This window comes from Pandoraea sp. LA3, assembly GCF_022696215.1.
GTDB classification, from domain to species: Bacteria; Pseudomonadota; Gammaproteobacteria; order Burkholderiales; family Burkholderiaceae; genus Pandoraea; species Pandoraea capi.
Map to the genome: position 1 here is coordinate 174,297 of NZ_PTPY01000028.1, position 12,340 is coordinate 186,636.

General features: G+C 65.7%; 11 protein-coding genes. 4 read left to right on the top strand and 7 right to left on the bottom strand.

Going from position 1 to position 12,340, the window contains the following annotated elements; all coding sequences use genetic code 11:
* The first annotated feature begins 16 nt into the window (after positions 1-16).
* Entirely contained in the window at positions 17-790 is a 774-nt protein-coding gene (locus C5N93_RS09140) for an ABC transporter ATP-binding protein (protein WP_242559008.1), read from the top strand.
* Positions 790-1,503 carry an ABC transporter ATP-binding protein gene (locus C5N93_RS09145; protein ID WP_150719594.1) on the top strand — a complete coding sequence of 238 codons (714 nt, stop codon included), beginning with the start codon at positions 790-792 and terminating at the stop codon, positions 1,501-1,503. Before C5N93_RS09140 ends, C5N93_RS09145 begins: the two co-directional genes overlap by 1 nt.
* A 208-nt stretch (positions 1,504-1,711) precedes the next feature.
* Here C5N93_RS09145 and C5N93_RS09150 read toward each other — a convergent pair whose 3' ends face one another.
* From C5N93_RS09150 to C5N93_RS09165, 4 genes are all read right to left on the bottom strand, one after another.
* Complete coding sequence (locus C5N93_RS09150; protein WP_242559009.1) at positions 1,712-2,191, bottom strand: GNAT family acetyltransferase; 480 nt, start codon at positions 2,189-2,191, stop codon at positions 1,712-1,714.
* A complete protein-coding gene (locus C5N93_RS09155; protein ID WP_242559010.1) occupies positions 2,188-2,685 on the bottom strand; it encodes a GNAT family N-acetyltransferase in 498 nt (165 codons plus the stop codon). Before C5N93_RS09155 ends, C5N93_RS09150 begins: the two co-directional genes overlap by 4 nt.
* 122 nt (positions 2,686-2,807) lie before the next feature.
* On the bottom strand, positions 2,808-4,088 hold the full coding sequence (locus C5N93_RS09160) for an acetylornithine transaminase (RefSeq protein ID WP_242559011.1): 1,281 nt from the start codon (positions 4,086-4,088) through the stop codon (positions 2,808-2,810).
* Positions 4,089-4,413: 325 nt separating this feature from the next.
* Positions 4,414-5,448: a CDP-6-deoxy-delta-3,4-glucoseen reductase gene (locus C5N93_RS09165; protein ID WP_242559012.1), complete on the bottom strand. Its 1,035-nt coding sequence runs from the start codon at positions 5,446-5,448 to the stop codon at positions 4,414-4,416.
* A gap of 15 nt (positions 5,449-5,463) precedes the next feature.
* Between C5N93_RS09165 and C5N93_RS09170 the strand changes: the two genes are divergently transcribed.
* Entirely contained in the window at positions 5,464-6,570 is a 1,107-nt protein-coding gene (locus tag C5N93_RS09170) for an SDR family NAD(P)-dependent oxidoreductase (RefSeq protein WP_242559013.1), read from the top strand.
* Here C5N93_RS09170 and C5N93_RS09175 read toward each other — a convergent pair.
* The 3 genes from C5N93_RS09175 to macA all read right to left on the bottom strand — a co-directional run bounded on the left by C5N93_RS09175 (position 6,533) and on the right by macA (position 11,453).
* Complete coding sequence (locus C5N93_RS09175; RefSeq protein ID WP_242559014.1) at positions 6,533-7,993, bottom strand: efflux transporter outer membrane subunit; 1,461 nt, start codon at positions 7,991-7,993, stop codon at positions 6,533-6,535. The genes C5N93_RS09170 and C5N93_RS09175 overlap by 38 nt on opposite strands.
* 197 nt (positions 7,994-8,190) lie before the next feature.
* Complete coding sequence (locus C5N93_RS09180) at positions 8,191-10,269, bottom strand: MacB family efflux pump subunit (RefSeq protein WP_242559015.1); 2,079 nt, start codon at positions 10,267-10,269, stop codon at positions 8,191-8,193.
* A complete protein-coding gene (gene macA, locus C5N93_RS09185; protein ID WP_277990257.1) occupies positions 10,266-11,453 on the bottom strand; it encodes a macrolide transporter subunit MacA in 1,188 nt (395 codons plus the stop codon). The genes C5N93_RS09180 and macA overlap by 4 nt, the downstream gene beginning before the upstream one ends.
* A gap of 652 nt (positions 11,454-12,105) precedes the next feature.
* Between macA and C5N93_RS09190 the strand changes: the two genes are divergently transcribed.
* Positions 12,106-12,327, top strand: coding sequence for a hypothetical protein (locus tag C5N93_RS09190; protein WP_069341568.1), 222 nt, complete (start codon positions 12,106-12,108; stop codon positions 12,325-12,327).
* Positions 12,328-12,340: the final 13 nt, after the last annotated feature.

A 12,340-nucleotide genomic window follows, 5' to 3' on the forward strand; every position in this document is an offset into this window, starting at 1 on the left:
GGGAGATGACCTGAACATGAGCGAACAAATTCTTCTGTCCGTCAAGGGCGTGAACAAGCGCTTCGGCGGTCTGCAGGCCCTCACCGACGTGGGCCTGGAGATCAAGCCGGGGCAGATCTACGGGCTGATCGGCCCGAACGGCGCCGGCAAGACCACGTTCTTCAACGTGATCACCGGTCTTTACACACCGGACTCCGGCGAGTTCCGGCTCGACGGCACGTCCTACAAACCGACCGCCGTGCACGAAGTGGCCAAGGCCGGCATTGCGCGCACCTTCCAGAACATCCGTCTGTTCGGCGGCATGACCGTCGTCGAGAACGTGATGGTGGGCCGTCACGTGCGCACGAAGATGGGCGTGATCGGCGCGATCGTCCGCTATCCCGGTGCGAAGGCCGAAGAGCGCGCGATCCGCGATCGTGCGATGGAATTGCTGGAGTACGTGGGCGTGGCGAAGTACGCCAACTACACGGCGGCGAACCTCTCGTACGGGCACCAGCGGCGTCTGGAGATTGCACGCGCACTCGCCACCGATCCGAAGCTGCTGGCGCTGGACGAACCGGCGGCGGGCATGAACGCCACCGAGAAGGTGGAGCTGCGCGGTCTGCTCGACAAGATCCGTAGTGACGGCAAGACGATTCTGCTCATCGAGCACGACGTGAAGCTGGTGATGGGTTTGTGCAACCGCATGACGGTGCTCGATTACGGCAAGGTGATTGCCGAAGGTTTGCCGCAGGACGTGCAGAAGAATCCAGCGGTGATTGAAGCGTATCTGGGTTCGGGAGGCCATTGATGAGCGCAATGTTGACGATCAAGGGCCTGAAAGTCGCGTACGGCGGGATCAAGGCGGTCAAGGGGATCGACCTGAGCATTCAGCCGGGCGAGCTGGTCACGCTCATCGGCGCGAACGGTGCGGGCAAGACGACGACCATGAAGGCGATCACGGGCTTGCTGCCGTGGGCCGATGGCGACATCGAGTATCTGGGCAAGTCGATTCGCGGCGTGAAGGCGTTCGATCTGCTCAAGCAGGGGCTGGCGATGGTGCCGGAAGGTCGCGGCATCTTCACGCGCATGACCATCCTCGAGAACATGCAGATGGGAGCGTATCTGCGCAACGACAACGCGGGCATCAAGCAGGACGTCGACAAGATGTTCGGCATCTTCCCGCGTCTGAAGGAGCGTAAAGATCAGCTCGCGGGTACGCTCTCGGGTGGCGAACAGCAGATGCTCGCCATGGCGCGTGCACTGATGAGCCAGCCCAAGCTGTTGCTGCTCGACGAGCCGTCGATGGGGCTCTCGCCGATCATGGTGGAGAAGATCTTCGAGGTGGTGCGTACGGTATCCGGCGAAGGCGTGACGGTGCTGCTCGTGGAGCAGAACGCGCGTCTGGCGCTGCAAGCCGCGCACCGTGGCTACGTGATGGACAGCGGCCTGGTCACCATGACCGGCGACGCGAAGGACATGCTCGACGATCCGAAGGTGCGCGCAGCGTATCTCGGGGAGTAATTCGAGACGTCAATCAAGGCGCGGGCAGGGATCGGTCGACGCCAGTCCATCGATCCCCACCCGGTCGGGCGGTGTGTCATGCAAAGGGCGCCGGAGGCAACTCCCGGCGCCCTTTGTGTCTTGTGGCGCAGCGTGTTGTCGTCATCACGACCGGCGGCGCTTGCCGATGGCGATCACGCCGACGCACATGCATCAGCGCATCAGCGCTTCAGGCCGTCACATGCGGGCCGGCGCTGGATGCGGGCGGCAGTCGCTTGCCGAGAGACACGACATCGTCCGCGGCGTACCCATGCGCGTTGTAGAACGCCAGCGCCTCCCGCGACTGCGTAAGCACTTGCAGGTTGAGCTTGAGGCAACCCCGTTCGGCCAGCGCAATCTCCGAATGCCGCAGCAGCGCACTCGCCACGCCGCGACGACGCAGCGCTGACGTCACCGCCAGCGAATAGACCCAGCCACGATGGCCGTCGTACCCGGCCATGACCGTGCCGACGATCTTGCGCTCGCGCACCGCGACGAAGAACAGACCGTCGCGCATGGCCACCTTGTTGGCGATCGAGCGACGCGGCTCACGGTGCGGCTTGTCGGCCCGGTTGTATTCCGGAAACGCTTCACGCCAGAGCGTGATGACGGCGTCGGTATCCGCTTCGTCGAACGTGCGGATGTGAATGTCGGCGGATAGGCGGGTCATGGCGCTTCCTGCTGGCCCGTGTAGATGTCGGGCCGATGGATCTGCATCATCTTGTTCACGGGGCCGAGCGGCTCGAAGCCGTAACGGGCATAGAGGCTGGCGGCATCGGTGGTCGCGAGCAGGAAGCGGCGCAGCCCCTGCAATGCCGGATGGGCGAGCACGTTCTCGCACAGACGCTTGCCGATACCGAGCCCGCGCATCGAGGGGTCGACGAACACATCCGCCAGATACGCGAAGGTGGCGTGATCCGTGATCACACGCGCGAAACCGACTTGTCGCGAGACGCCGCCTTCGACCTGCGTGGCGTAAGCGCCGAAACACAGCGAGTGACTGATGGCGCGCATGAGCGTGGTGCGCGGAATGTCCTGCGCCCAGTGCGTCTGCGTCGACAGGGCGTGATGGATGAAGCCGATGTCGAGCCGTGCCGGATCGGCGGAAATTTCGACGATGGCGTCGGCGGGCGGTGTCGGGTGCCCCTGACTCAGGTCGTTCATCGATGGGTTCTCCTGAGATTGTCATAGGCGCTCGCCGGAGCGAGGTCCGGGCGAGCGTCGTCGATCAAAACGTTGCCAGCGAACGTTGCCAGCGGGGCTGGCGCACGGTCGGTGAGCCGCGCTCAGACGTGTTTGGCGAGCAGCGTGTCGAGCATCGAGAGCATCTGGTCGATCTCTTCGCGGCTCACGTTCAGCGCGGGCATGAAACGCAGCAGGTTGGGGCGCGCCGAATTGAGCAGCAGGCCGTCCGGTGTCATGTCGCGGGCGGCTTCGACCAGTTGCGGGCCGATGTCGCGCCCGAGCAGCAGCGCGCGCAGCAGACCGGCGCCGCGCTCGCCCTGACCGCCGTAGCGCGACGACAGATGCTGCAATCCCGCGCTCAGATAGTCCGCCTGCGCCCGCACGAATTCGAGGAAGCCCGGCGAGCTGACCGTGCGCATCACCGCGAGGCCGACGGCGCACATCAGCGGATTGCCGTTGTAGGTGCCGCCCTGATCGCCCGGCTGGAACACCGCGAACTCGTCACCGCAGAGCATGGCCGCGAGCGGCACGCCGCCGCCGATGCCCTTGCCGAGCGTCATGATGTCGGGAACGATGCCGTTCTGCTGGTGCGAGAAGAGCGTGCCGGTACGGCCGCAGCCCGTCTGCACTTCATCCACGATCAGCAGCAGGCCACGCGCCTTCGTGAGCTCGCGCAAGGCCTTCATGAACGCGTCGGTGGCGGGCACGACACCCGCTTCGCCCTGAATCGGTTCGAGCATCACGGCGACCGTATCCGGGCCGATGAGCGCCTCGACCGACGCGATATCGTTCAGTTCGGCCTTCGGGAAGCCCGGCACCTGCGGCGCGAAGATCTTGTCCCAGCCGGGTTTGCCGCTCGCGGACATGGTGGCGAGCGTGCGGCCATGGAAAGCGTTGTTGAACGTAATGATCTCGTAACGCGCACCGCCTGCCGGGTTCGGATGCAACTGTCCCCACTTGCGCGCGAGCTTGATCGCGCTTTCGTTGGCTTCCGCACCGCTGTTGGCGAAGAAGACCTTGCCGAGGCCGGAGAGCTTCGTGAGCAGATCGGCCAGCTCGATCATCGGCACGTTGTAGTACGCGGGGCTCGGGTTGAGGAGCAACGAACCTTGCGTGGCCAGCGCGTCGCGCATCACCGGGTGGCAATGGCCGAGGCTGTTCACGGCCCAGCCCTGAATGAAATCGAGATATCGCTTGCCTTGGTGGTCGTACAGCCAGCCGCCCTTGCCATGCGTGAACACGAGTTCCGGGCGCGTAGTAATGGGTAGCAGCGCCTGCGTCGGGTACTCGGCGAACCTGGCGTTACGGACATTACGAACATTAGGGGCGGTAGCCGCTTCGTTGGAAGGGTTGGCGGCGGCGGACGATTGAGCAAGCGACATGACGGTCTCCGGAGGCAAAGGGAAAAGAGACGAGGGAATAAAAAAAGCCACGGGGGTTGCCCGTGGCTTCGCTGTGCTTGAGAACTTGCGTTGTTATCGCAGTCGATAGCGTGCCGCGCGGCATCCCGGTTGGGGCAGCGTACGGCGACGTCGGATCGAGGCGATGGCAATCAGGTTCATGTCGGCAAGCATAAGACGGTGACGCGGCGCTTGTCAAAGGGAATGCACGGACTGTGGTTTGCGTGCATCTTTTGCGCATTCCCCTGACGGGCACGTCGATCAGCGAGGGCCGGATGCCATGACGGCGTCACGGCGTCCTGTCAGGTCACTCACCGCCGCCAGGGTTATCGGCTTCGGTCGTGAAGGCGTCGGCGTAGAAGGCGTCTTCCGGCAGTCCGTGATGCGCGATGAAGTCGCGCCGGGCCGATTCGACCATCACCGGCGCCCCGCAGGCATAGACCTCGTAACCCGACATGTCGGCAAGGTCTTCGGCCACGGCGCGATGCACGAAGCCCGTGCGTCCCTGCCACTGGTCTTCCGGCGCGGCGTCGGAGAGCACCGGTACGAACCGGAAGCCGGGGATCTCGCGTGCCCACTGCTCGGCCAGTTCGCGCAGGTAGATGTCCTTCAACCGACGCGCGCCCCAGTAGAGCGTCATCGGCCGGTCGAGCCCCTTGTGCGCGGCATGTTCGACGATGGCCTTGATCGGTGCGAAGCCGGTGCCCGAAGCGAGTAACACGATAGGTTTGTCGGAATCTTCACGCAGGAAGAACGTGCCCAGCGGTCCCTCGAAGCGCAGGATTTCGCGCTCCTTCATGTTGTTGAACACGTGATCGGTGAACACGCCGCCGGGCATGTGGCGCAGGTGCAGTTCGAGGAAGCCTTCCTCATGCGGCGCGGTCGCCATCGAATAGCTGCGACGCTTGCCGTCCTTGAGGATGAATTCGATGTACTGCCCGGCGAGGTACTGGAAGCGTTCGTTGGCGGGCAGTTGCAGACGCATGACGATGACGTCGTCGGCGCGGCGTTCCAGCGCGTTCACGCGGCACGGCAGGCGTTTGACCGGGATATCGCCGATGCCCTTGACCTCGCGCGACTCGATCACGAGATCGCCCTTGGTGTGGGCGCAGCACAGCAGGGCGAAACCGCGCGTTTCTTCGTCCTTGGTGAGGGCCGAACTGGAGTGGGCGCCGTGTTCGACGGTGCCCTCGACGAGCTTGGCCTTGCACGACCCGCAGCCGCCGTTCTTGCATCCGTACGGCAGACCGATGCCCTGACGCAGCGCCGCGGAGAGCACGGCCTCGCCGTCTTCGACCTGGAACTCGCGCCCGCTCGGCACGAGGGTAACGTTGTAAGCCATACTACAATCCGAAAAATGAAAAAACCGTCCAAATCCTTCGGTCGCCCGCGCCTCTTGATCGTGGGCTGCGGCGACGTCGGCATGCGTGCCCTGCCGGCGCTCGTCAAACGCTTTCGTGTCTTTGCCGTGACGTCCAGCGATGCGCGTCATGCGGCCTTGCGGGCGGCGGGTGCGGTGCCTGTCGTCGCCAATCTGGACGACGCACAGCGGCTGCAACGCATCGGCCATCTGGCCCCACGGGTCCTGCATCTGGCGCCGCCTGCGGCCGTTGCCGGCAACGGTACACAGGATCTTCGTACCCGTCGATTGCGCGCCGCGCTGACCCGACCATACAAACGCAATATTGTACCCGAGGGGGGGTATCGCGCCCGGGCAGGCGCGCCCGCGTCACGCCCTTCGCCTTCCCGGATTCTCGTCTACGCGAGCACCAGCGGCGTCTATGGCGATTGCGGCGGGGCATATGTCGATGAGACCCGCACGCCCATGCCGCGTTCGCCGCGCGGCCAGCGCCGGGTCGACGCCGAGCGCACCGTGCGCAGCCTCGGCCGTCCCGCCTTCCACGCACGCAATCCGCGACGCTCGGCGGCGGCGGGGGCCCCGCGAGCGCGGGGGCCGCAGGTGGCCGGGACGTCAGGCACACGCGCGTCATGGCGTCATACCGCCCGAGGCCGGGGGATGTGGCGTGCGTCGGTGGTGCGAATTCCGGGGATCTACGCGGCGCAACGTCTGCCGCTCGCACGGTTGCAGAAGGGCACGCCCGCCTTGCAGGCGTCGGACGACGTCTACACCAACCATATCCATGCCGACGATCTCGCCGCGATCCTGATTCGCACGATGTGGCGCGGCAAGGCGCAGCGTGTCGTGCACGCGAGCGACGACACCGACTGGCGCATGGGCGAGTACTTCGACCACGTGGCGGATGCCTTCGGCTTGCCGCGCGCGCCGCGCATCTCCCGCGACGAGGCGAAGCAGGTGCTCGAACCGACATTGTTGTCCTTCATGTCGGAGTCGCGACGTCTGGTCAACACGCGGCTCAAGCGCGAACTCGGCTACCGTCTGAAGTATCCGGACGTGGCGGCGCTGCTCATGACGCTGTCCCCAGCGTACCGCCGAGCGCCTTGACGAGCGTGAGCGTCGCGTCGATCTGATCGAGCCGCGACTGCGCGGCGTTACGACGCGCCTGACGCGCGAGTCGCTGCGCGTCGAGCCACGTTTGCAGGTCGATGTCCCCGGCGCGATAGCGCGCGCCCGAGAGGTCTGCCGCGCGTTGCGCCAATGTGGCGGCGCTGGCGAGCGAGGCGTATTGCGACGCCGTGCGCTCACGCGCCGCGAGGGCGTCTTCCACTTCGGTCAGTGCGGTCAGCAACGTACTGCGGAACGTGGTGACGGATTGCGCGTAATCGTTGCGTGCGAGCGCCGTGGTGAAGCGCGCCGTTTGCACCTGAAGGAAGGGCGTCGCAATCGTCGCGGCGAGTGTGCCGACGGGATTGGCGAGCAGACGGGAGAGCGCGTCGCTGCTGGTCGCGGCCGTGCCGGTCAGCGTGAGCGACGGATAGAACGACAGACGGGCGGCGTCGACGTCCGCCAGACGGGCGCGAACGCGCGTCTCGGCCGCTGCGAGATCGGGGCGCTGTGCGAGCAGCGATGCGGGCAGTCCCGGCGCGACGTCGGGCAACTGCACGGGGGCGAGCGAATCACGCTCGGCGAAGCGGGTTTGCGCCGGACGCCCCAACGCATTCGCCAACGCATGCCGCGCGACGTCGCGCAGACGTTCCCATTCAGCCAGCGCCCCGGCCACCGCGTCGCGATCCTGCTGCGCCTGCACCGGATCGAGCGCCGACACGGCCCCCGCACGACGACGCGCTTCGACGACCGTCACTACCCGATTGGCGGCGTCGAGGTCTGCCGTCGCACTGCGCACGTTCTCATTCAGATAGGCCACACGCCAGTACAGCGACGCCACCTGACTCGACAGCGACAGTGCTGCGGCGCGCCGCTCCCATGCACTCGCGGCAGCTTGCCAGTTGGCGGCGTCGCGTTGTGCACCGAGCTTGTTCCAGAGATCGATTTCATAGCTGATGCCGAGATTCGCGCCGGACGTCGTGCGCGTTTGCCCGTCATACGCGAGCGCGGCGCGGCCGCCGTCGAGCGCGCGCGACTTGGCGCCGCTGAGGCTGGCGGTGAACTGCGGCCAGCGGTTGGCGTCCGTCAGTCCGGCCTGGAGCGCGTCGCGATCCGCCTGCAACGCCTTGAGCGCGAGCCCCGGGTTGCCGGCGAGCGCCTGCGCGACGAGGGTATCGAGTTGAGGCTCGCGAAACGCCTGCCACCACGGCGCGATGTCCGCAGCGGACGTGTTCTGCGCGTTGACGGACCCCACGTCGTCAGGCGCTGCACCCTGCTGTGTGCCGTCGATGGGGGTACCGAAGTGGGCCGGCACCGGCAACGCCGGGCGCTCATAATCCGTGCGCGTGAGCGCGCATCCCGAGGTGATCAGGGCGACGGCGACAGATACGGCGAGGGGGACGAAGCGTACGCGCGGCGACAACGGAAGCCATGGTGGGATCGGACGGAAAGGTCGGGGGTGACGAATCATCGGAGGTATTGCATCGGCGCACGCGAGGCTACCGGTGCGCATGCGCGTGAATTGGACAAAAAGACCCCCGCGCGCGACACCGAATCGCGCGCGGGGTGTAAAAGCCATCCCGAGCCTGAGGGGGGGCGCCGCGGGACGGCGGGGGGCAATCATTCACGGGCGAGGGCATCGACCGGATCGAGGCGGGCCGCACTGCGCGCGGGCAGCCAGCCACTGAGCATGCCGATGGCACACGCACAGGAGAGCGCCGCGGCGAACGTTTTCGCGGAGAACACCACGGCGACCTGCGGCACGAACGTCGACACGAGCCAGCCGATCGCATACGACAGCGCGACGCCGACCGCGCCGCCCATCAGGCAGACCAGCACCGCCTCGATGAGGAACTGCCGGAGAATGTCCTGACGCCGTGCGCCGATGGCGCGCCGGATGCCGATCTCGCGCGTGCGCTCCGTCACCGAGACCAGCATGATGTTCATCACGCCGATGCCGCCGACAACGAGCGAAATCAGCGCGACGAACGAAAGCAGCAGCGTGAGCATCTGGCTCGTGCGCGAGATCGACTTCACGATCGTGTCCATGTTGAACGTGAAGAAGTCCTTCTGGCCGTGCGCTCGCGTGAGCACGCGAACGATGCCGGCTTCGGCCGCCGCAGGCGGATGTCCGTCGAGAATGCGCACCGTGATCGACTCCAGATGCTGCTGTCCGGCCAGTCGGCTCGCGACCGTCGTCCAGGGCACATAGACGTTGAGCGCGCGGCTCACGAACATCGACGAGCGATCTTTCACCACACCGATGACGCGCAGCGGCAGCGACCCGGCGAGCACGATTTGACCGACGGGGTCGCCGCCGTTCGGCATCAGCTTCCTGAGCGTGTTTTCGCCGAGCAGCGCGACTTGCGCCTGACGCTCGACTTCGGTGGCGTCGAAGCTGCGTCCACGGGCCAGCTTCAATCCGTTGGCCCGCAGGAAGTCGGCGCCTTCGCCGTGAACCTGTGCGTCGGTGTCGAGACGTCCGAAGCGCATGCGGGCCGTGCGCGGACCGACCTGCGGCGACACGCTGTCGGTGTAGGGCTGCGCGGCGAGCAACGAGGCGTCGCGCGGCAGCAGCGTGCGAATCTCGGCGGCCTTGTCGTCGTTGAAGTCCTTGCCGCGCAGCACGGTGATCGTGTTGGGGGCGATGTTGCCGATGTCGTCGAGCACGCGCCGTTTGGTGCCCTCGCCGATGGCCGAGAGCGAGACGACCGACGTGATGCCGATGATGATGCCGAGCATCGTCAGCCCCGTGCGAAGCCGGTGCGACGCGAGCGCGTGCCACGCCATCGACAGGCTCTCCGCGAATGTGGGCCAGCCTTGCAGCCAGCGCGTGAGCGTGTGACGACGGCTGGCACGCAGCGACGCTATCGCGGGCGATGTGACCGACAGTGCCGACGAGGCTTCTCGTGACGTGGCGCGTTCCGGATCGTCAGACAAGTGGCCCGCCGTCGATGCCATTGATGCCGGTGATGCCGGTGACGGGGGCGATGCTTGCGGCGTGACGTTGATGCGATCGCGCTGAATGCGTCCGTCGGCGATCTCGATGACGCGTTGCGCCCACGCCGCGACACCGGGATCGTGCGTCACGAGAATGATCGTGTGCCCGCGCGCGTGAAGCTCGCGCAGGATGTGCATGACTTCCAGTCCGCTGTGGCTATCGAGTGCGCCGGTCGGTTCGTCCGCAAGGATGATGTCGCCGCCGTTCATCAGCGCGCGGGCGATGCTCACGCGTTGCTGTTGTCCGCCTGACATCTGCGCCGGGCGATGCGCGTGGTGCCTGTCGAGTCCGAGACGGTCGAGCAGAGCTACGGAGCGCGACGCACGCTGCGCGCGGGAAGTCCCGGCGTACACGGCAGGCACTTCCACATTGCCCTGTGCCGTGAGATGCCCCATCAGGTGATAGCGCTGGAAGATGAAACCGAAATACTCGCGTCGCAGTTGCGCAAGTTCGTCATCGGACAGCGAGGCGACGTCCCGTCCATCGATCTCGTAGCGTCCGGCGCTGGCGCGGTCGAGGCAGCCGAGTACATTCATCAGCGTCGACTTGCCGGAACCGGACGGCCCCATGATCGCGACCATCTCGCCGCGCCGGATGACGAGGTCGACGTCGCGCAACACGCTCACGGCCCCCACGCCCCCGCCGAACGTGCGTGAGATGCCGCTAAGGCACAGGAGGGGGACGTCGGCGTGCGTCACAGCAATGTCCCCGAGTCGTTGCTACCGGGCGCTGGCGCGTCGGTCGGATCGGCGGTCACGACGCGATCGCCCGCCGACAGACCGTCGAGCGCTTGCGCGGTGAGACGGTTGTCGAGCCCGACTCTGACCCAGCGCGCGTGAGCGTTGCCCTGCGCGTCGAGCACGCGAACACGATAACGGCCATCGGCACGTTTCTCGCCGAGCGCGACCGACGGAAACGTCAGCGCGTTCGCGATCCGTGCGCTGACGATCGACACCTGCGCCGTCATGTCGGGACGCAGCACGCCGCTCGGATTCGGCACGTCGAAAAGCGCATTGAAGAAGATCGCGTTGTTGATCTTTTCCGGCGACGGCTGAATCACGCGCAGCTTGCCTTCGTAGCGCTTGTCGGGAGCGCCGAGGATCGTGAAGTACACCGGCTGCCCGGCGCGAATGCGCACCACGTCGGCTTCCGAGACCTGCGCGCGCACGGTCATCATCGACAGGTCGGCAACTTTCAGGATCGTCGGAATCTGATAGATCGCCGTCACCGTCTGGCCTTCCTGCGTGCTGATGGCGGTCACGGTGCCATTGATGGGGGCGGTGATGCGCGTGTAGGAGAGATTCGTGCGCGCCTTGTCGACCTTGACCTTTTGCTGGCTGATCTGCGAATCGAGCGAGGCGAGTTCGGCGGTGAGCGCTTCGGCTTCGGTGCGCGCCTTTTCGAGATCGCGTGGCGAGGTCGCCTCGTCGCCCGCCAACTGACGTTGGCGTGCGAGTTCGCGACCGGCCTGCGCGTGACGAATGGCCTTCGCGCGCCGGTCGGCCGCGAGCGTCGTCAGTCCGGCGCTGGCTTCGCGCAGGTCGTTATCGCTGGAGGTCGGATCGATTTCCGCGAGCAGTTGTCCCCTGGTGACGGTATCGCCGAGCACGACCTTGAGCGAGCGAAGCTGCCCGTTGGCCTGCGAGCCGACTTCGACCTGCTTGATGGGCTGGAGCACGCCGGTGGCGAGCACCGCATCTTCGAGATCGCTGTGCCGGACGGTAGCGAAGAGATAGGCCGGCGGCTTCGGATGCGGCCAGAGCCAGAGCGCCAGACCACAGGCGACGACGATCGCGACCGCGACGCCCATACGGCGACGCGACTTCCGCAGACGGGATAACAAGGCAATTAGCAAGGCAACGAGCCGCGGGAAACGCTTCATCGATCGGGAAATAGGCCAGTGACTGCCGCAAACCAACCGGGATGCGGACCTGTGGCGATCCTAATCAAAGGGCGCCTGACAAACTGTTTTCAGTTGTTGGGACTTTGTGAACAGAGATGACCGGCGCGAGACATTGGGAATCGACCCAGCGCGAACGAGCGAATCGACGCCCACGGCGAAATGTGGAGAGCGCGACCCGGGTCAAAATCACGCCGTGCGGCGGTCGCTTTAGTCCCCGTGGACGGTTCGATAACGGCTTCGACCCGCACTGGATAAGGCGCTCGGCGATGCGGGCGCTGCGATGGCCCGTGTGCGGCGCCGTCGGCCATGCCGGGGTGCGCCGGCTGCACAGTGTGAAGATTGCGAGGGTGATCCTTCGCGCTGAGCACCGTCCGGTATGACGCGAGCGGCGCGGTAAGGCGAGGGGTATGTGACAAATTGGCTATAATTTCGCCTTATGTCGTCCAACGTCGACGAAATTTGTATTTTTCGGCATATTTCTCAATGATGACGCCAGCGAGACGTCTCAGTGCGCCTTACGAATCCTTTCTGAAATAAGGATTGGGCGCCATTCTGTTGGATGCTTCGGTCAACGGTGCACTGGACGGGCGCGCAAACTGCGGTGTATCTCGTCACAGAGGGAGCACAAAGCATGGCCATCACCATTGGTTCACCCGACACGGCGGTGCATCGGGCCTGGCGTTTGCCGGGGCAGGGTTCGGCGTCGACGATCGGCACGCATCGCGCGCAATCGGGCGCGGACCGCTATTCGAACGCGCTGCGGGCGCTCTCCAGCACCCCGGAGACGCCGTCTGTGACGCAGGACGATGCTGTGAAGTTGTCGCAAAGCGCGACCACGCCGCGCGGAATTTAAATTACCGAGAGAT

Excerpts from the sequence above, each read along its gene's own strand:
- C5N93_RS09155 (WP_242559010.1), bottom strand. The coding sequence starts at position 2,685 with ATGAACGACCTGAGTCAGGGGCACCCGACACCGCCCGCCGACGCCATC.
- C5N93_RS09160 (WP_242559011.1), bottom strand. The coding sequence starts at position 4,088 with ATGTCGCTTGCTCAATCGTCCGCCGCCGCCAACCCTTCCAACGAAGCG.
- C5N93_RS09165 (WP_242559012.1), bottom strand. The coding sequence starts at position 5,448 with ATGGCTTACAACGTTACCCTCGTGCCGAGCGGGCGCGAGTTCCAGGTC.
- C5N93_RS09140 (WP_242559008.1), top strand. The coding sequence starts at position 17 with ATGAGCGAACAAATTCTTCTGTCCGTCAAGGGCGTGAACAAGCGCTTC.
- C5N93_RS09145 (WP_150719594.1), top strand. The coding sequence starts at position 790 with ATGAGCGCAATGTTGACGATCAAGGGCCTGAAAGTCGCGTACGGCGGG.
- C5N93_RS09170 (WP_242559013.1), top strand. The coding sequence starts at position 5,464 with ATGAAAAAACCGTCCAAATCCTTCGGTCGCCCGCGCCTCTTGATCGTG.
- macA (WP_277990257.1), bottom strand. The coding sequence starts at position 11,453 with ATGAAGCGTTTCCCGCGGCTCGTTGCCTTGCTAATTGCCTTGTTATCC.
- C5N93_RS09150 (WP_242559009.1), bottom strand. The coding sequence starts at position 2,191 with ATGACCCGCCTATCCGCCGACATTCACATCCGCACGTTCGACGAAGCG.
- C5N93_RS09190 (WP_069341568.1), top strand. The coding sequence starts at position 12,106 with ATGGCCATCACCATTGGTTCACCCGACACGGCGGTGCATCGGGCCTGG.